General features: G+C 32.6%; 17 protein-coding genes. 2 read left to right on the top strand and 15 right to left on the bottom strand.

The features are described from left to right. Positions 1 to 258 precede the first annotated feature (258 nt). The 4 genes from AC1Q8N_RS01330 to AC1Q8N_RS01315 all read right to left on the bottom strand — a co-directional run bounded on the left by AC1Q8N_RS01330 (position 259) and on the right by AC1Q8N_RS01315 (position 7062). Positions 259 to 2580, bottom strand: a complete 2322-nt coding sequence (locus AC1Q8N_RS01330) for a bifunctional glycosyltransferase/dipeptidyl aminopeptidase/acylaminoacyl peptidase (protein WP_141497591.1) — start codon at positions 2578 to 2580, stop codon at positions 259 to 261. A gap of 52 nt (positions 2581 to 2632) precedes the next feature. Continuing rightward, complete coding sequence (locus tag AC1Q8N_RS01325) at positions 2633 to 4150, bottom strand: glycosyltransferase family 2 protein (RefSeq protein ID WP_048547689.1); 1518 nt, start codon at positions 4148 to 4150, stop codon at positions 2633 to 2635. Positions 4151 to 4525: 375 nt separating this feature from the next. Beyond that, positions 4526 to 5548, bottom strand: coding sequence for a hypothetical protein (locus AC1Q8N_RS01320; protein WP_098080306.1), 1023 nt, complete (start codon positions 5546 to 5548; stop codon positions 4526 to 4528). 296 nt (positions 5549 to 5844) lie between these two features. Next, positions 5845 to 7062, bottom strand: a complete 1218-nt coding sequence (locus tag AC1Q8N_RS01315) for an aspartate aminotransferase family protein (protein WP_048547692.1) — start codon at positions 7060 to 7062, stop codon at positions 5845 to 5847. Positions 7063 to 7333: 271 nt separating this feature from the next. Here AC1Q8N_RS01315 and AC1Q8N_RS01310 point away from each other — a divergent pair, with 271 nt between their 5' ends. Further along, positions 7334 to 8713: a catalase gene (locus tag AC1Q8N_RS01310; protein WP_493521013.1), complete on the top strand. Its 1380-nt coding sequence runs from the start codon at positions 7334 to 7336 to the stop codon at positions 8711 to 8713. A gap of 77 nt (positions 8714 to 8790) precedes the next feature. Here AC1Q8N_RS01310 and AC1Q8N_RS01305 read toward each other — a convergent pair whose 3' ends face one another. From AC1Q8N_RS01305 to AC1Q8N_RS01295, 3 genes are all read right to left on the bottom strand, one after another. Further along, positions 8791 to 9318, bottom strand: coding sequence for a hypothetical protein (locus AC1Q8N_RS01305; protein ID WP_493521012.1), 528 nt, complete (start codon positions 9316 to 9318; stop codon positions 8791 to 8793). 112 nt (positions 9319 to 9430) lie between these two features. Then, the gene (locus AC1Q8N_RS01300; protein ID WP_493521011.1) at positions 9431 to 11185 is read right to left on the bottom strand and encodes an adenine deaminase C-terminal domain-containing protein; all 1755 of its coding nucleotides are present in this window, start codon (positions 11183 to 11185) and stop codon (positions 9431 to 9433) included. Between the two features lie 290 nt (positions 11186 to 11475). Continuing rightward, a complete protein-coding gene (locus tag AC1Q8N_RS01295; RefSeq protein ID WP_404519881.1) occupies positions 11476 to 12354 on the bottom strand; it encodes a LysR family transcriptional regulator in 879 nt (292 codons plus the stop codon). Positions 12355 to 12478: 124 nt separating this feature from the next. On the opposite strand from AC1Q8N_RS01295, the gene AC1Q8N_RS01290 reads away from it, so the two are divergent. After that, positions 12479 to 13054 (top strand): sugar O-acetyltransferase, encoded by a 576-nt coding sequence (locus AC1Q8N_RS01290; protein ID WP_001056074.1) that lies wholly within the window; start codon positions 12479 to 12481, stop codon positions 13052 to 13054. A 287-nt stretch (positions 13055 to 13341) separates the two neighbouring features. Here AC1Q8N_RS01290 and AC1Q8N_RS01285 read toward each other — a convergent pair whose 3' ends face one another. The 8 genes from AC1Q8N_RS01285 to AC1Q8N_RS01250 form a co-directional block, all read right to left on the bottom strand. After that, the gene (locus AC1Q8N_RS01285) at positions 13342 to 13980 is read right to left on the bottom strand and encodes a LysE family translocator (RefSeq protein ID WP_000624898.1); all 639 of its coding nucleotides are present in this window, start codon (positions 13978 to 13980) and stop codon (positions 13342 to 13344) included. Beyond that, positions 13973 to 14734, bottom strand: a complete 762-nt coding sequence (locus tag AC1Q8N_RS01280) for a YqcI/YcgG family protein (protein ID WP_001143353.1) — start codon at positions 14732 to 14734, stop codon at positions 13973 to 13975. Before AC1Q8N_RS01280 ends, AC1Q8N_RS01285 begins: the two co-directional genes overlap by 8 nt. Positions 14735 to 14757: 23 nt before the next feature. Next, entirely contained in the window at positions 14758 to 15234 is a 477-nt protein-coding gene (locus tag AC1Q8N_RS01275; protein ID WP_493521010.1) for a YbaK/EbsC family protein, read from the bottom strand. A gap of 736 nt (positions 15235 to 15970) precedes the next feature. Continuing rightward, positions 15971 to 17137, bottom strand: a complete 1167-nt coding sequence (locus AC1Q8N_RS01270) for a serine hydrolase domain-containing protein (RefSeq protein WP_000750389.1) — start codon at positions 17135 to 17137, stop codon at positions 15971 to 15973. Between the two features lie 230 nt (positions 17138 to 17367). After that, entirely contained in the window at positions 17368 to 17874 is a 507-nt protein-coding gene (locus tag AC1Q8N_RS01265) for a DUF3902 family protein (RefSeq protein ID WP_000805747.1), read from the bottom strand. Between the two features lie 258 nt (positions 17875 to 18132). Further along, a complete protein-coding gene (locus AC1Q8N_RS01260; RefSeq protein ID WP_001284440.1) occupies positions 18133 to 18861 on the bottom strand; it encodes a hypothetical protein in 729 nt (242 codons plus the stop codon). A 15-nt stretch (positions 18862 to 18876) separates the two neighbouring features. Beyond that, on the bottom strand, positions 18877 to 19986 hold the full coding sequence (locus AC1Q8N_RS01255; RefSeq protein ID WP_098049177.1) for a DUF58 domain-containing protein: 1110 nt from the start codon (positions 19984 to 19986) through the stop codon (positions 18877 to 18879). Continuing rightward, positions 19983 to 20915, bottom strand: coding sequence for an AAA family ATPase (locus tag AC1Q8N_RS01250; RefSeq protein ID WP_070168918.1), 933 nt, complete (start codon positions 20913 to 20915; stop codon positions 19983 to 19985). The genes AC1Q8N_RS01255 and AC1Q8N_RS01250 overlap by 4 nt, the downstream gene beginning before the upstream one ends. Between the last annotated feature and the right edge of the window lie 201 nt (positions 20916 to 21116).

Genomic DNA, 21116 nt, shown 5'->3' with positions numbered 1-21116 from the left:
TTGATGTAAGAAAAGGTATTCTCTCCTTTCTTGCATCTAATATTAAGTTAATTTCGTTACTGCTTTATTTACTCTTTACTTTATATACTTAAAATAAATTGAAATAAAAAAAGTAAAAACCTCTTCATGTATTTGAAGAAGTTTTCACTTACACCTGAACCAAAAGAGTAACTTTTTTAAAATTTTGTTTTCATTCCAATATTCAACTTACACTCTATCCGTTGCTATTTCACCCTTATTAGTAAAGTAGCTTCCAAATTAAAATAAATCTTTAAAATCCCTATTCTTCAGTAAATAAGAAAGCCCTTCTACATGATCGCCGGTAATTCTCAATACAGCTGGTGGATGTCCTACTTTTGCAAAGTGTTCATTTGGACGAATACGATTTGGTTTCATTACATCTACAAAATGGACACATTCGACTTTATACCCTTCTAATATTGCCTTTACTTGTGCAACACACGCTGTGTGAAGAGTGTCCCACCCGATTCCCTCTAAACATTTTCTACTAATAGCATGGGGAACAGCAATTGTAGATCCTACCCCTAAATCTTTACGGTTACAAGCAATATTCAACATATATTTATATAAACTTACAATATATAGAGGAAATCTAAGATTTAAATTTAAATCATTTAAAACCATATCAACACCATCCGCAACAGCTTGCGTTAACGGATGAAGGTCTTTTGCTGGAATAGCAAAATCAGCATCAATAAAGAGAAGTATATCCCCTGTGGCTTCTTGTGCACCAATTGCCCGTCCTACATCATGCCCTAATGTTTCTTCATAAACAATTACGGTTGCTCCTAATTGCTTAGCGATTACTTCTGTCTGATCTGTTGACCCATTAATGACAACAATTATTTCTTTCGGTTCAACTTTTCTTGCCTCAAGAATAACTTCTTTAATCGTCGCTTCTTCATTTTGTGCCGGTATAATAATTGATAACTGTTTTCCATTATAAATTGATGAATTCATACCCCACCCTTTATGGAAACGCGAATAATTCTTTTGTTTTTTTAGCTGCTCTATAATTTCTCTTTTTCTTCCTCCATCTGTATAGTTACCTCTATCATCTTTTCGTTGTAACCAACTTTCCAAAGCTTTTACATTCTCTTTAATCTCACATACTTCTAATTTAGTTAATTCATTTTTATAGAAAGAGGTTTTGTTTGCGGGTATATTATTCAAGGAGGTGTTAGTGATGGCTGAAGAGGATTGTAGTCGCCACCCTTTCTCAATAAGAGTTACTTGGGACAGAATAGGGTTCTGCAAGATATCATATCCAATGTCTTCAATTGCTTTTTTAGTAATAGCATATGGCATAGATAACATCGAATCATATTTTAAATCCATACGCCCCAATACATCGTTTACTATTTTTCTATACACCATAGCAATGCTTGGCCATTCTACTCTCATCTTTTCAAAACATACAGAGTCTATGTTATTCAAGATTACATCCTGTTCCTTTTTTAGTAGTGGTTCTATAAATCGTTCTAATTCTACCGAAAAAATAACATCTTCTCCATTTAAAAATAAAATTACATCTCCATTAGCGATTTTCGCCCCATGAACTGGTGCTTTCCATTTATTTTTCTCTTCAATAACAACAACGTTACTTTCAACAAATGTAGGTATAGATTGTATCGCACTCATTCTATCATCAGCCACAATGATAATTTCTAATGGTTTTATATGGTGCACTTTGTTTAAAATTTGATTCAATTTTGATTTTTCTTCTCCTAAAACTATAACGACTGACAGTGCCACTTCTTTTTGTTCTTTTTTTACAGTCTGATTAGGCTTTACTTTTTTTATATATTCAATTGTTTCACTCTTACCTACCGCTGCATGCCCTGCTTTTTTATCGAAATATAAGTCTATTACAATTTGATTTACTTCTGTATCTTTATCCAGTTGTTCTAATTCAGAAATGAATGGTATTAAATGATTTTGCACATCAAATTCACACGCGAAATTTTGCAAAAAATAAATATTCGGTACATATTTAATGTGATTAAAAAATTTCACAACATTAATTCTTTCGCCAAATTTCTCCTCAACTTCTTCTCTTGATAAACCTGGATAAGACAAATCAAAAACTAGATTTATTGGTACAGGTATCCATTTTAATAAATTTGTTTGAGGATTATTAATTAAAGCTGTGGAACCTTTAACAAATCCAGCTAAAATTAAAGACATAAATCCTCCCCCGGAACTGCCATAAAACAACACATTTTTCGTATCAACTTTTAACTTTGTAAATAATATTTCTAAAATATTTGCTATATCTTGTAAGTAAAATCTATCTAACTCCCCTTGTCCCCAACCTAAAGATAATTTTCCAAGATATAATGTAGGATCATTATAATATATAACAGTATCTTCAAACTCTTCCATCCAAGAATGTCTATGAAAAATAGGTGGACCAATTGGCTGTTCTTGAAATCCACCTGCTCCAGATCCAAAAACAATAGTGTTAGAAGCACCCGGCTTAATACGAATTAAAAATTCATACGTTACTTTGCCCCAATCAACCTTGAGTATAAATGGTTCTGTAGTTTGAAAATCCATTTGCCATAATTCTTCATATGAAATGTTAATTTTTTTGTACTGGTCTAACAGTTTAATCACCCTTTCCATCTATTTCAAGATTTTCTATTAAGTAAGAGAGAGCTTCAACGTGATCACCAATTATTCTTAATACCGCTGGAGGATGTCCATTATGACTTACATTCTCCATTAAACGAATTCTATTCGGTTTTACAACATCAACGTAATGTACACATTCTACTCTACACCCTTGTAATATAGCTTTTACTTGTGCAAGACTAGGGCATAGTAAGCTTTCCCAGCCTATTGCATCTAAACATGATCTACTCATAGCATGTGGAATTGCTACTAATGAGCCATTACTTAATTCTGGACGATTATATGCTAAATTAAGCATATACTTTACGATGTCTACAACATAAAACGGAGGATGTAACATCGGATTCAAATCATTTAATGCTATGTCTACGCCAGCTGAAACTGCTTTTGTAAAGTGATGCAAATTACTTCCTGAAACACTAAAATCACCATCAATAAATAAGAGAATATCTCCTGTAGCTTCAAACGCTCCAATAGCACGTCCAACATTATGACCAAGCCGTTCGTTATATTTAATAATAGTAGCACCAAGTCTTTTAGCGATATTGGCCGTTTGATCTGTCGAACCATTTACAACGACAATTATTTCTAGCGGTTCTATTTTTCTTGCCTCAAGTATTACTTGTTCTATAGTTTCTTCTTCATTTTGCACTGGTATAATGACAGAAAGTTGCTTCCCGTCATAAATTGATGAATTCATACCCCATCCTCGATGATAAGAAGGATATCGCTTGCATTCACCTAACTTTTGAATAATATCTCTTCTTTTTCCTGCATCAGTAAACCCTACTCTTTTTCCCTTTTTCTCTATCCATTTAGAAATACCGATTAAATATTTTCCCACTTTCTCCTTTTCATTTTCTGACAATTCTTTTTTAACTAAATAACCTTCCTCTTCTAACGTTTCATCTCTAGATAACGTTTTTATTGCATATTGATCGTTAATGCGCCAGCCTTGATTAACTATGTTCATATGAGCTAGAACGATATCTTTTATATAATCAAAGCCGATATTTACCACTACTTCTTTCGTAAGTGCATATGGTAATGAAAGTATTGAATTGCTTTTTAAATCTGGTCGACTTAAAATTTCATTTAACATTTTTCTCCAAACAATATCCGTATTTGGACATTTACCAACTTCTATAAATTTATCTATCTTGTTTAATGCTACATCAGCCTGATTTGTAACAACTGGCTCAATAAAATTCTTCATTTCATTTGAAGATAATAAAAAATTACTATCTACAAATAATAATACATCTCCTTTAGCTGCCTTTACAGAAGCTTCATATCCATCATAATACGTACTATATTTATCCATCAAAACAATATGACATTTATGTTTCTTTGCTATTTCATACAAATTACTTCTATCGTTAGGAACGAAAATTATAATTTCAAGAGGATTTAGCTTCCATATAGATTGAATTGACTCTTCTAATATTTGCTCTCTTTCACTATACAAAATAATAACCGTTAACGATTTCATTACGCGCCCCCTTTACACATCATGTGACATAAAGTGAAACTTTAATCAGTGGGGGTTTTCTTCATCCCCCACTGATTATTAGCCCTCACCAATCGGACTTTTATGGGCAGCCCGACCCCCTCCTAACTTCTTTACTTTCGCTGAATTTTGAGGTGGGGGTCTTACTGCCCATTAAAGCGGGATAAAATATTAAGTATTACCATTTCCTATGAATTTGCTACTTTATTAACATATTCAAAAGTGAATTATACTGTGTAAAAACAACCGTCTATTTTTGAAAATATAAGTTCTGCATTTACCTCCTTCCTCTTATCATTGTTTGTTACAACTCTCACCATTTAAAAACAAAAAAGCCCTAATTTCTTTAGGACTCTTTTAAATAAATTTATCAATATTATTAATTTTATATAATACCTTTTTCCATGTTATACCGCGATCTGTTGTAGTAAATATTTCTTTTTTATTACACGCCCAACCTTTACGCCGATTAAAAAAATGCAAACAAAATACATTTTTTAACAATGGATTACTTGATACTTTTATCCATTTTGATCCTTTTTTTATTATTTGATATACACTTCCATTTTCACTATTTATAACCCAGCCATAATAGGAACTAAAAAACGAAACAGCCACTTTACTAGTATTTATTGTTTTATTTGAAATATGCCACGAATTCCCCTTATCAAATGAGTAATTCATTAAAAATTTATCATCATTCATTTTAGTTGGTATTACTAATAGGTTATTTTTATAAATTGCTTTATAAGCCATAGCAGTCCCATTATTAATTCCTTCAAGACTTGGAATATCTTTTATAGCTTGCCAACTTTCCCCACCATTTATTGTTTTAAATACCGTTGATGTTTCATAATGTGTTTGTAATGAAATAAATCCGACTAAATCGTTAATAAATGTTATCCCTGAAATACTATCACTAATACTTATATTTTTTATTACTTTCCAAGCTTTCGCTTTCGTTTTCAAATAGTATAAATTATGTTCAAATTTATTTGATGCAAGCTTTCTAGATAATACAATCCATATACTATCCATATTCGTAGCATGCAATTGCACTTGAACATCAGTCGATTTCTCCCATTCTTCTTCAACCGGTAAAATAAACTCACTCCATCTTTCCCCTCTATTAACTGTATAAAATATAGCTGGCAATAGATCGTCATTCGTTTTTGTTAAACCATATGCCCAAGAGCTTCGAGCGTTTATTGGATATGCAAATAATACAATTGATTTTAGAGGATTAACAACATCCCATTCTACTCCTCCGTTTCGAGTATATAAGATGGCTTGCTTTTTATTTGCATATTGAATACTAGCCCAACCATATTTATCCGTTCTCATTTGTAAAGAAGTAAATTGAATATCATTATTTTCCAATATATCACCTCATTCTTATTATTTATATATTCGTATGCTATTATTTTCAAAACGTTCTATCACTCGTTGTTAGTACCACTCGTTTTATCTACTATCTTTATATTTACTTTCTCTTTTCTTCAACAGTAAAATATCATTCAATCATGTATCAAATATAATGAAATTCCTTCTATTTTTTTCGTTATCATTTACCAACAACTGTATTTTACAAAATTCAACTATAAAAAATGCACCCCAATTGTAAAACTATTTTTAACAATTAGAGTGCACTTTATATAAAATTTAGCTTTTAACTTTTAAGCACTTACTACAGCAGCAACTTTATCCATACAAGAAATAAATTGAGTAATAAATGCATCAATTTCTTCTTTTTTAATTATATATGGAGGAAGTAAACGGATGATGTTCCCTTGTGTAACATCAACTAACATCCCTTTCTCCATTAGCTCCACCTGTAATTTCTTTACATTTTCATTCGTATCATTCAAACTAATTCCAAACATCATACCAGCATGGCGTACTTCCTGAATATAATAAGAATTTTCTTTCTGAATTTCTTGCAATTTATCATTTAGATAGTGTGACGTTTCATACGCTTCTTGCATTAAACCATCGTCAATCAATGTGTTTAATACCGTTAACCCTAAAGCGGTTCCCATTGAAGAATGAGCAAACGTTGTGCCGTGATCTCCTGGTGCAAATACATCACATAACTTTTCACCTACAATAATTCCGCCAAGCGGTATCCCGCCTCCTGCTCCCTTACCAATTTGAATAATATCCGGAGTAATATTGAAATTTTGATAAGCAAATAGTTTACCAGTTCTCCCCATACCACTTTGAACTTCATCAACGATAAGAATGACATTATATTTATCACATAAGTTTTGAACACCATTTAAATATTCACTTGATAAAGGGTATATCCCCCCGCTTCCTAATACAGGCTCTAGCATAATCGCAATTGGATTTTCTTTAACGATTGTTTCTTCTAATTGCTCTATATTCTCACGCTCTACTTCATATACCGGAATCGATGTTTTAGGGAAATTTTGATATACGCTTTCTTGTCTCGTAAAATGAAGTGCTCCTAACGTACGCCCATGGAAACTATTCTTCAGCACTACGATTCCTTCACGTTCCTCTCCCGTATTAGTTCTATATTTATCAATTAATTTTAATGTCGTTTCTGTCGCTTCCGTACCAGAGTTTGTAAAAAAGACCTTTCCGTTTTTTAAAGAGCAGTCAACTAATTTCTTTGCATACTCAATCGCAACTGGATTTAAAAAATGAAATGGAAGATGCAACGATTTCGTAACTTGTTCCATTGTCATTTGCACGATTTTCGGGTGATTGTATCCTAATACATTCACTCCGACACCAGAAAATAAATCTACATATTCTTTACCATCCACATCGTATAGTTTGCAACCTTCTCCTCTTTCTATCGCAACCTTCGTACGACAATACGTAGACATCATATATTCTTTATCTAATTGAAACCAATCCGACATTTTAAATTCCTCCTAGTTATTTTCCCTGTTTATTTATGTTCATTCTCTATAAAGTCATGTATAAATTCATTTTTTAGATTGAAATTTTCATAGTAATTTTCTTCCCGATATTCATTTTTCCATAATTTCTTCTATTTCAACAGGTCCACTACATGTGCATTTTTTTCATCTAGCGGTCTGTTACCATTTTGGACTGTGCTTGTCATACATAATCAAGGCTATAAAATCATATTTAGTAACAATGGACAAAAAAGATTTGGAGGCAATAACGATGAATGAAAACTATGATAAACAGAGGCAATCTTTACTAGGGAATGACTTTAATGAAAATAGAGAACGTAATGAACAAGCTATACTTCACTCACAAACAGTTGGTTCACGTGGACCTGTTCTAAAGCAAGATAGTGTACTTCACGAGACGCTACAAGAATTTATTCACGAAAAAATTTTAGAAAGACCTGTTCATGTAAAAGGATTTGGTGCGTTCGGTTATTTTCAAACGATCTATCCAATGTCTGAACATACTAAACTACGTTTTTTACAAAATTCTAATGCGAGAGTTCCTGTTATGGTGCGATTTTCATTAGCCGTTAGTACGAAAGGAACACCTGACACTTCTAGAAATGTACGCGGTTTTTCTACAAAGTTTTATACAGAAGAAGGCATTTTCGATCTTTTATGTAATCACATCCCTGTCTTTTCCGTTCGTGATCCGATTCGTTTCCCTGAAACGATTCAAGCGTTGTTACCTTCACCTATAAATAACTTAATAGATCCTAATAGATTTTGGAGCTTTGTCGCTAGAGCGCCTGAATCCATTCATTTCGTTGTCCATTTATATTCTGATGCTGGTACGGCCAAAAGTCTTCGCCACATCCCAGGACATAGTGTTAATACATATGTATGGAGAAATGCAGAAGGTCATCGAAAGTATGTAAAGTATTATTGGTACCCCTTTGAAGGTGTTCAATACATTACTAGTGAGGAAGCGAATAAACTGGCTGCTGAAAACCCTGATTATAGCGGGAAAGATTTATATGATGCAATTGCAAATGGTAAACCAGTAGAATACGGTTTATATGTCCAGCTCATGGATCCGAAAGATGAAGCACATCTTTCTTATGACCCTTTAGATGATACAAAAGTATGGGATGAAAAGAAGTATCCTCTTATACCAGTAGGCAAAATGGTATTAAATAAAAATCCTGAAAATTATATGGAGCAAGTAGAAAAAGTCGCCTTCTCCCCTTCTAATTTACTAGACGGTGCAGAACTATCAGATGATAAAATGCTGCAAGGGCGTGCTAACATTTACAGTGATTCTCAAAGAAGAAGAATTGGTTCCGAATTTCGCAAATTGGCAATTAACAAACAGCAAAATTGGACGCCTGCTAATCAAATAACGAGCGGTGACGGAAGATACGTTGAAGGTAAACTTGAAAGAACTTCTATTACGAAACAGGATGACTTTACGCAGCCTACTGAATTTTATACGAAGTTAAAACCGATTGAAAAAGAACATCTTGCTAAAAACTTAGCTAGTGATTTGAAAGTTATCTCTGATGATATTAGAAAGGTCATTTTAGGATATTTTCATAAAGTGTCTGCTGATTTGGTAAAGAAGATTGAAAGTGCAATGCAAAAGCTTTAAGTATATAAAAAAACGTCATTTTAAAAATAAAAAATGACGTTTTTTTTATGGTGAAATTACTAGTAATTTCTACCGCTTCATTTTACATTATGGTACTCATTTCTCTTTTTCAAATAATCTTTTTCACATTGCAACGGCTTGAATTCCACTTTTTTCCCTTTCTTCTTTTTCGTTTTTATAACGAGCCATTCCCCTTTTTCAACGTCTAGTTTAAGGCGTTTCATTACATTAATATTATCTTTTTCTTTATAAAGTAAAAATGCTTCTTGCGCCCTCACAAATAAGCTGGGTTGCTCGCTAAATCCACCACTATCATAAATTTTAGTTAGCGAATTATAATAAGAATCATTTTCCTTTCCACCATACATCAAATGGGCAGCCTCTAGATCTCTTTTACTTACTTCCCAAAAACTATGTTCATCCATATTTAAATTAAATGTGGATTTAATGTCTTGTATTATATTCTTCACATACTTTTCATCTCGAATTTCCCTTTTTTCAAGACAATCAGAAGATAGCTCTGGTGCATCCGTTTGAGAATGTACAACTTGTTGAATAGATACACTTAATATAAATACACTTAATATATACAATATTTTTTTCATACTTACGTTTCACCTCAAGTAATTTAGATACTATATTATTTGAGGCTCACAATATTCTTATGCTAACAATGTGAAAGGCCCTATAAATTGGACTTTTATAGAGCCTTTCATATTAACATTGTTTTATCAAATTCACCGGTGAAGCCATTACCTTACTATTTTTCACATCATATAATCCTATAGGAGTTACCCGTATAAAAGGTAAGTGCGTCGCAGAAAAGAACAAAATGGTAAATGCCGGATCGTCATACGCGTAACCACGCTCTTGGAGTAGTTTCACCATCTGTTTCTCTTCCTGTATTAATTTATTCATTTTCAAATTAGACATAATCCCGAGTAATGGTAATGCGATTTCGTGTAATACTTCATTCTTTTCAGCTATTACCATTCCTCCCCCAATCTCTTTCACTCTATGAAAAGCTGTAAGCATATCTTCTTTATTCTTTCCAATAAGAATGATGTCACCGGTACCAGAATAAGAGCTAGCAAGACCACCTAGTTCTTTCGCAAACCCCTTTACAACTGTATTCACTCGCCAAGTACCATCACGAGCAATCATCATAAGAAAACACTCATCATGATCTAGAGAAAGTTCATCACGGTTTAAATCAATTTCAGTCGTGTATGGTTTAGTTATAACGTTATTTAATAATTGTATACCCACTTTTTGAGAAAAAATCATATCCTCTTTTTCTATAGACCAGTTTAATAATAATGGAGTTACTTTGAATTGACTCCATTCTATTCGTACTGATTCATTATTGTTTATTCCGTCACGCTTCACCCATTTTCCTTTTACAATTACACTTATTGGAACCGGATTTTCTTTACTTTCCAAAATATTAATATTAGCTATTCTACCTGTCGCAATCGATCCATGTACATGTTCCATATTGTAATAACGAGCGATATTATAACTTGCCATATGATAAGCATCTATTATTGGCACTCCTTGTTTTATCGCGGTAGCTATCATTACGTTTGTCATTCCATTTTCATAAAACGAAGGATGTGAGCCGTCTGTAGTAAGAATAAATCTATCAAACTGCTTTACTCCTAGTTCCAACAATTCTTTCAGTAACACTTCTAAATCTGGGCGTATTGAAGAATTTCTTAGGGAAACCGTGTAACCTTGCATAAGACGAGTGAAAGCTTCCTGCCCTGTCATCGCTTCATGATCACAATCTGTACCTAACAGTTTTAACTTCGCTAAAGTCGTTTCAGATGCTCCTGGAAAATGTCCTTCCACTTTTTTATGTAATCGTTTCGTTTCCTGCAACCAATGTAACATTTCATCATCGCCATGTAATAACTTTGGCCACGCTGTTAGCTCGCCACCTTGAAGAACTGCTTTATGCTTAAGCCACTCTATTATGTCTTCACGATTAAATAAAGATTCCCCGTTTTGCAATTCAGTTTGTCCATCAAAACGACACCACCAATACATACTTGCTGGAATCTTTTCAAATTCATCTAATAAACGAAATGCTTCTTCACGTTGTAATGTGAAAAATAAAGTTAAATTATCATTAATAAAAGTCGTCGTCCCAAACTGCATCGCATAATTTGCTAACGTTTCTGGATTATATAATTGATATGGATGTGCATGCGGTTCTATGTAACTTGGAACTATATACTTTCCATCACAATCAATGACTTCACATTTATGTAGTTGCGCTGGCAGTTTTTCTCCTACATAAATAATGCGATCATCATAGATCCAAATATTTGCTTGCATCCACTCGCGCATATAGGAATTTAAATAAGTTGCATTCTTAAATAAAATATGCGGACTTCTTTTACCATCTATTACTTCAACATGTTCTCTTAATTGCTTGTTACTCCACCTGAAATACTTTTGTTCCACTGTATTCAACTCCAATGCTATATTAGTTACATTTGAAAATAATTAATCAACTAAACTATTTTCTATTCAAGCCCCGCAATACATACCCCTATTATATTTAATAATCATATAAATAACAATTTTCAGAATAATAATCGTTTTTATTGTTCACTACTTCTCCTTTTGAACATAAACATTTCTGTGCAGTTGTTTTACTTAAATCTTCGAAAGAATAACAACTATTTCGTAAAGTAAAAAACGTGTCACCTTAATAAGATGGCACGTTTTTTACTTTGCATTTCAAATTATGATTAGTTCATACTATTTCGGAGCTGATTTGTAAAGGCATGGGCTGCATTTGAAAAAACTTGATTCTTTTTCCAAATAATATTTAAGTTCGCTTCTAATTTAGGTTGTAATGGTTTAAAACAAAGTTTACTATTTCCTGACGTGTTAATTATCTTATCTATACATAATGCATATCCAATACCTTCTTCAACCATAAGTGCTGCATTATAAAGCAAATTATAGGTTGCGACGATGTTTAAATTATCTATACTTTCTCCAAACCATCCTGTTAATTCATTACTAACAGTAGATTGTCGTGAAATGAATAATGGTTTATCTATTAAATCCACTGGGCTAATAACTTGTTTATCCGATAAAGGACTATCTTTACACATTAATACACCCCAAGTGTCTTTAGCTGGCAATTGTGCATATTCATATTTTTGTTTATCAGTTGGCTCTATAACGACACCAAAATCTAATAATCCACTATCTAATTTACTCTTAATGTCATCAGCATTTCCGCTGTACAAATGAAATCGAATATTTGGATAGTCTTTTATTAATACTTTTAATGTTTTCGCAATAAGATGCATCGCTTCAGTTTCACCGGCACCAATGTAAACTTCCCCGCTTATCATTTCTTTTGAATCTTTTAAGTTCGCTTCCGTTTTATCTGCTAAATCAACAATCTCCTTCGCCTTTTTAAATAAGTATTTCCCCTCTTCTGTTAATGAGATTTTCCTATTTCCTCTTATAAATAAATCTGTTTCTAATTCCATTTCTAAATCTTTCAGTTGCCTTGATAATGTTGGCTGTGACAAATGTAATTGTTTTGCAGCTGCTGAAATACTTTCTTCATTTGCTACAGCAATAAAATAGCGTAAAACTCGAATTTCCACGATAGTCTCCTTTTACATATAGCTAATAAGCATATGAATGTATTTAATATAGGTATTTGATATTGGAATCGTATCATTTTATGATTGTATTGAAAAGATTAGCGTTTTAGAGGGGAGTATAACAATGAATATGAAAGATTTTATAAATTTTTGTAAGGCCGGCAAGCCTATTTCAGGCGAGGATAAAGAATTACATGATCTACTAGTTCAATGTAGCTATGAAGCCCAGAAGATAACAATGAAATTAAATACATCTTATCATTCTAAAGAAGAGATTGTAGCGATATTTAGTGAATTAACAGATAACAACATTGATCCATCTTTTATGTGTTTTCCACCGTTTCATACAGACTTCGGTAAAAATATTACAATTGGAAAAAACGTATTTTTTAACACTGGATGTTCCTTTCAAGATAGAGGCGGAATTCATATAGGAGACAATTGTATGATCGGTATGAATGTTACAATTGCCACACTTAATCACGGGCTAACTTTAGAAACAAGAAATACGACATACGCTTCCCCTGTTATAATTGGTGAAAATGTATGGATTGGTTCTAGCGCAACAATACTTCCTGGTGTTACAATTGGGAACAATTCAATTGTTGCTGCAGGTTCAGTTGTTACAAAAGATGTACCTGCAAACACCGTCGTTGCAGGGGTGCCTGCAAAAAGTGTGAAAGTCATTCATAGCAATTAAAAATATTCTAGATTTTTGAAATGCAAACAAGCTACTTTGATTGAAATTTGCTTTACTGCTTATATATTTATTTTATCGCTCTTGTTAAGAATTTTATTTCTCTTTGTGAGAAGAGAATGTACCTATATATTTTTCTATACCGCAATAAAAAGACTTATAGAATGATTCTATAAGTCTTTTACTATAAGGAATTAACCTATACCCATCGATTAACAAATTCAAAAACCAAAAGATTCGCGATAAATAAATTTCTAATAAATCACTATTCTCTCTAGTCATCAAAAAGTTCACAATAGTTGAGCAGTTCCTTTTACTGCCTCGTAGCCAAAATATATTCCAAACAGAATTAAAACAATGCCTGCTACTATAGAAATCCATTTCATTACTGTATGATTAATAAATCTTCTACCAAAATGAATAGATGTAGCCATAAATATATCCCAAAGCATAATCCCAGCAAAAATGGCTGCACTATACCATAAAGCTTGTTCTTTTCCAATAGTATTCATAGCACTAGTTAGAACTGATCCATATATCCCTATCCAAAAAATAATATTTAATGGATTAGAAATTGCGATAGCAAACCCCGATAGAAAAGATTTTAAAGGATGTTCTTTTTCACCTGATGAAATATATTGAACTTGTTTAGTAGCTTCTTTCATACTTTCATAACCCAAATAAATCATCGTTACAAAACCAAAAATCCAAATGCAAAGTTGAGCAACTGGAGTTGTTAAATAAGTCGAAATACCAAAGTAAATTAAAAACATCATTACAACATCTGCTGACATTGCCCCGACTCCTACTAACCATGCACTCAAAAAACCATTTTTTATTCCTTTATTTATTTGAGCAACATTAATCGGACCGACTGGTGCAGACAATGAAATCCCTAATAATATATAACTGAATATCATGCTAATCATTTTTCTTCAACCCCGTAATAGGACATCTCATTACACTTTCTTCATTTGTTTCTGGTAACATATATTGTTTCCATTCAAAGGTTTCTTTTATTCCGTAATCCCCTATATCTGGATGCATTGGAATATCATCATATGCTAACAAACGTTTTCTAATCACTTTCCGCACTTGTTTCCCTTGTTTTGTATCACCTGTAATATCATCCAGAGTACCTCGAGGTTGTAACGTAATTTCAAGGCCGGTTCCTGTATATCTACTTTTTCTTTCAGAATATATTGGAGCCCTACAAACGACAAATATAGGTTCACCACCAAAACAAAATTCCCATTTAGCGTTATAAGGATCTATTGGAATTTCTGCATTCCATGGCTCCGGATCATTTCTCATTAAAAATTGTAATACATTCCAAAATTGTTTTTTGTATTCTTCAGCCAGTAATTGTTTATTAGAGGGTTTAAAAAATATTACTAAAGTAGTTCTCTTTGCAATTTGTTGATATGTTTTAATATATTCATAAATCCCATCTCTTAGTTTGAACAATTCATTTTCATCATAAGCCGATTCGGAAAATATATATCTAGACCAACCATGTTTCTCAGAATCCACTGCAAAATAACACGGAAATGGTTTAGATTGATCTAAAATGCTATCGTGAAAATTATTGAAAGATACAGTTTTCCACTCATCTAAAATCCCTTTATTTTGTTCTTCAATTATTCTCTTTTGATTGTATAAATACATTTTTGTAGTTGGCATTATTAAAATCCCCCCTAATATATTTATGATTTTTTCTCATATAGTAAAATATCATTCTCAACAATATTTAAAATTTCATTTATACTTTTTGTAGGTATTTCAATTGTTATCTCAGGTATACCGGGAGATAACAAAAATTTATTATAGTTATAAATTTTTTGATCTATAATAAGTGTGATTTCATTTGAATAGCCAAATGGAGATACACATCCTGGAACACAAGAAGTTTTTTCTATTAACTCCTCGGCTGAACAAATAGAAATCCTTTTTCCAACCAACTCTTTCATAAGTTTTGAATCTAATTTTTCTCCTTCAACAGTTACAAATATGTAATAGTTATTTGATTTATCTTTTAAAAATAAACTTTTACTGGGTACACCTTCTAATTTAAACCTTTCTCTAATTTTTCTATCTGTTTCATAATCTAATATTGGTTCATGTGTATATTGTTTATACGATATAGCCGCTTCTTCTAACAGTTCTACTACTTGTTTATACATATTTATCCTCCCTTTGATTTCATTACACAATTTGAAAAGATAGCCTTTTCTATTGCTGTTCCCCCTCCCTATTCTTTTTCACAATATATTCAATTATAGTTTACGAAACAATTAAAATTGAAATAAAATACATATTTGTAATATAAATGGAATCAAAATATAAAACCTATATTAATCATTAATTTCATAATAGTCAATCATTTAGACGCAAATCATAATTATCTATTTTTGTATACTTAATTCTATTTGTTATTAATTCATACATATTGTTTCTTTTAAAAAAGGACTTGTATATGTGTTCTATTTTTCATCTTCCAAAAATGTTTTGTTTTATCCTTCGGAAATGCGTCAACATTTATACGCTTTAAGATATTAATTCATACGATAAAAGTACATTATTATGTAAATTAAGGAAATACATTCGAATATTTTTCAACAAAAATCAGAATTTACTTATTATTAACTCTAAAATCTAGAACTACTTACCTTTGTATGTTCCAATATTTTAAAAATGTAAAAGTCACTATAAATAAGAAATATCAAATAAATATAATAGATTTATAGTAAAATGAAAAAATTTAAATACATCATTACTTTTCTTGTAACAGCACGTAAAAACCCCGAATCATGGGCAGTAAATTGCTCATGATTCGGGGTTTTTTAAGACTATATTTTAATAACAATTAAATCGCATACAAGTCCTTATATACCTCTATAGTAGAACTCTTTTCATCTATTATTTCTTAAATTCAATTTGCATCATTTTATTAAACTGTGTAAGAATATCAACCGGACCTAAAGAGTTAACATTGACAGCAAATGTATGCTTGCCTCCAATTACTCCACCAACAAAAGTCATAAACCCAGGAATTGATCCTCCGTGCCCCCAAACTGAGACACCATTTGGAAGTTTCGTCTCATAGATCCCAAGGCCATATCCATCACCAAGACCTTTTCCTTCTATAGGAACTGTAGTAAGCATTTCTTTTAGCTCGCGTTCTTTCAATAAATTACCACCGAGCAAAGATGAAAAGAACTTATTTAAATCGTCCGCATCTGAAATCATATCTCCCGCTGAATTAGCTAAACTCGGATTATAATACGTCATGTCTTTCAATTCACTTGTTTCATCAATTTTCATATACCCTCGAGCATGATTCTTTCCTGGTATGACTGGTGAATTACCTGGTAAAAACGTATTTGACAAGTCCAAAGGTTCAATAATTCGCTTTTCAATTTCTTCCGCATAACTATTACCAGTTATTTTTTCAATAAGCATTCCTAGTATTACGTATCCTGTGTTTGAATACGACCAACCTTTACCTGGCGAAAAATCTGGAGGTAGAGCAAGTCCTATTTTCACTATTTCTTCTGCTGTATACGTTTTTTTCGAATTCATAATGTCAGCTTCTTTTGACTTTAAATATTCAGCTATACCACTTGTATGGTTCAAAAGTTGACGTATCGTAATTTGATTGCCATCATATCCATTTCCTTGAATGAGGCCAGGTAGCCACTTTTCAATAGAATCGTCAAGTTGCACGCGATTTTCTCCTACTAATTGAAGAACAGTCGTAGCAGTAAAAGTCTTCGTCACACTTCCAATCCGAAAACGATAATCTGATTTCATCGATTTCTTTGTACTTAAATCCGCGACGCCAGCATTATAACTACTAATTTTCCCGTTATTATACGTCTTAGCTAATACCCCCGGCGCTCCAATTTGGATTGTTTCCTGCATGACTCTTTTCCAACCATTCCGATTCTTTTGATCATGTGCTTCTGACGGATTAGAAATATTTTGAGTAGACTCTGCTTTTACAGTAAAACCTGGTGTGAATAAAGTAGTACCCGCTAATAAAACTGCCAAACTTGCTAACTTAATGGAATAACTTTTTTTCATAAGACTTTCTCTCCTCTATTCATATCGTATTGATTCAAGCTATACTTTCATCCTATATGATAAACCTCTCTTTTTTCTTATCCATTCCTTACGAAATACTTACGTTCAAAATTTGACGACCAGATGGGAAAAAGTAATGTATGAAAATAAAAAAGAACGTGTTTTCAATTTATGAAAACACGTTCTCTTACATACTTAAACCCTATACCAACTTTTTATTTCATTCACTTTTACCACCCTGCACTAGCGTTCATGCCATTTCCGATAATAGTAAGTAGTACTGGCCACAGCACTGGTGCTAACGTAAGAAATAAATTTAGCAGTATAAGTATTCTATATCCCCCAGGAATATGGTGATTTTTACGATTAACAAATACTACAAAAACTAACAATATTATGGTCGTTACAAACAAAAGTAACACTAACAACCAATACCAAACCATTAAACTGAGACTCCATGGCTGTAATAGCTCGTGTACAATACCAAAGGTGATTCCCAATACTGCAAAACTAAAGGTAGTAATTGTTGCTTTGATAAACAATTTACTTAATTTTTTATCGTATGTATACTTACAATATAAATCTATTAACGTGTATAAAGATAAAAAGGCCATGAATACACCTACCCAAGACAATAACCAGTCTCCACCTCCTCTAACTAACATAAACAGAAACCAACACATCCCTGCTGCAGAAAAAACAAAGGAAAGGAGTATGTTTTTCAATACCGGTTTCATTCTATTTTCACACCCTTACAAAAATTTAAATATAAATTATATTTTTTTATTTACATGATACCCGTAATGGATTCATCACTTTTTCATTCTATATTGATGAAGTGAAGATAACCTCAAAAAAAATTCAACGAGCAATACTCTACAAAGGCTACCTTTTTCCATTGGTAGAGATATAAAAAAGTAAGTATACATTACCATGTAATTAAATATAAGTAAATGAAATTAATTTACAGTTAATTTCATTTACTTATATTAATGTCACGCCTTCCCGTCTCGCTCTATCCATCGAACAGTCTTCTCTACATCTAACTCCGTATACGTCTTTTCTCCATATCGGACAGACTCATATATCGGAATAATATCTCGCGTTCTACAAATTCTGCTTAACCATTGTTGCATCGTTTCATATGACCTTCTCTGTTCATGAAACGGTAATGTTCTTTCCCATTCCACTAAAGTTTGCCTTATCTTATCTTTAAGTAACGGCTGTTCTAACTGATGCTTCACTTTCTTGTTCTTTTCGGTTCTATCCATATTTTCTTTTGTTATCGATTGTTTATCCTGTTCTATTTCTAATTTCGTTACCTTTCTCCTCATTAATTTATAAAAAGCAAATAGAATGACCACTGCAATAATTACATAAAAAACGACACTAATCCATGCATTTGAAAGAACAGAAAACACATCAGTCCATGAATTTTTTCGTACAAAAAGTGGAATTTTCCTATCTATTTTTGTTCTTGTATCTACAACTCCTGTTTCTTCATCTATAATTCTTTCAGGTTCATCAAACTGTTCGTCTAAACTAGTAAAATCATAATTTCTTTCCGATATTGTCTCCGTCTTACTAGAAAAAAGCCCTTTTACTATGTCTTGTAGATGCACAACACCTTGTGATAACGTTATCGCACTAACCGTAAAGAAAAGTATCATGAAAACTCTAATACTCCAAATCTTCACCTTCATATGTCGCTCTTTATTAGCCATGACATAAACCCCTTCTTATTCTTTAATTACAACCCATTTATTCGTTCTGGTGTATTTCCTTGGAGAAGTACCCAGAATTAAAGGAACTGCATCCAATTCTTTTCGACGAAAACCTGCTGTGTAAAAATAAGTGGAAGATACAGGAGTATCTTGGTCCGATATTGAGGCAAGTACTTTTAATACATTTTGCAAATGTTTCCGGTTATGACCGTTCTTTATATGCAACAATCCATTGTCTTTTACGCTATTGATCCAAACTTCAAATGAACAGTTTTGCATAAGCAGTTGTTTACATATGCCTGCTGTTAATTCAATTAGTTCCTCTGTATCATTTCGCAAAGAAATACCGCTTTTATTTTGCAAGTTGAGATATATCGCATATTTATCTGATTGTGTTCGCTCGTACTTTTTCGCAGTTATCGTCCCTGTTTTCGCTGTCGCACTCCAGTGGATAGAACGAAAATCTTCATTTTCATACGACTTCACTCCCATTACTTTCGTTTCGTCATATAAGGGTGATGACATCGCTTTTCGAAATCCTCGTGACCATTCTTGTAATTCAGGTACTTGCATTTTCGGAACAGCTGGTAAAACTAAATAGGATGGCGTTTCAACTTGTTTATATGTTATATGGTTCGTTATGAATCCAAAGGGATCAGTAATGACAATTTCTACTTCTTCCCATTTCGCAAGTCCTCTTTTTACAGCTACAGCTTGTAAATCAAATGAAACTGACTCTCTTCCTTTTAAATGTAAATTCATATAATAATTTGAACCTGTATTCGTATTTTTGTTTATTTCATCATGATTCCAAGTTAACTTATTTTCACATTTAAATCGAAATACGATATTGAAAATAGGGAATAACGACTTGTTTGAAATTTTCATTTTGCACACATTCGCTTCACCTATAAAAACGTTTGAATTCCCTTGACTGTATTCCCATTCAACACGAGATACTTTACGTATGTATACATGCATCGCACCTATTAAAATTACATACAAAAATACGAGAGATAAAAACAATAGATTACTTGAAAATACACATAAAATAACGGCTACAACTGACATAACTCCCATTACGAAAGGCTCCGCTAAAGGTGTATACACAAGTTGTTGATTCATTGTACATTCTCCACTGGCACATTAATCGTATGAAGAATTTCTTTCATGATTTGTTCTCTCGTTGTTTTCATCTCCCCCTCAATCGTTAACGTTAAACGATGAGCGCAAACAGATGCTGCGAGCGTCTTTATATCATCTGGCGTACAATAGTCTCTTTCATTTAATATTGCTCGTGCTTGAATCGCTCTCATAAATGCCAACGTCCCCCGCGGACTTACACCAATTTCAATTAACTCATGTTTACGCGTTGCCTCAATAATTTCAAGTAGATAATCTTGCACATCATTCCCTACTAACACTTCTCTTGCTCGTTTTTGCACTGTAATAATTTCTTCAGTTGAAATAATTGAATGTAACGTTTCTAACGGATCATTCATTTGAAAACGATTCATCATCTCCTTTTCTGCTTCCCTCGTAGGATAGCCTTGACGTATAGTTAGTAAAAAACGGTCTAGTTGAGCATCAGGTAAAGGAAATGTACCGGCCGATTCAAGAGGATTTTGCGTTGCAATTACTAAAAAAGGTTCTGGTAATGAATGTGTCTGTTTCGCAATCGTAACAGTACGTTCTTCCATCACTTCCAATAACGAAGATTGCGTTCTCGGTACAGCACGATTAATTTCATCCACTACTACTATATTTGCAAAAATAGGACCTAACCTCGTTTTAAATTCCGATTCCTTCACATCAAAATATTCAAGACCAATAACATCGCCCGGCAAAGTATCCGCTGTGAATTGAATTCTTTGAAATTTAGCGTCTACACTTTTAGCCAAACTTTTCGCTAATGTTGTTTTCCCCGTCCCAGGTACATCCTCTAATAAAATGTGCCCTCTTGCTATAAGAGCTATAGCTGCAAGTTCAATCGCTTCATCCTTACCTATAATAACCTTCGAAATATTGTTAGTAATTTTCTTTAATGTACTCATATATTAACCTACCACCTTTAAATTTTCTAAAAATTAAGAATATATACTTCCAAATTATAACATATAGCACAAAGTTGAAACAGAGCAACAAGCAAACTTATATTTTTACTTTACTTCACGTAAAAAAAGCACCTATTGTCCTCTGTTGACAATGAAGTGCTTAACTCACGTGATTTTCATATTGGGCATTTGACACCTTAT

This window comes from Bacillus sp. GW823-FHT06B01, from assembly GCF_058952315.1.
Note: the sequence above shows the minus strand (reverse complement) of the source record. Positions and strands in the feature narration are given on the sequence as shown.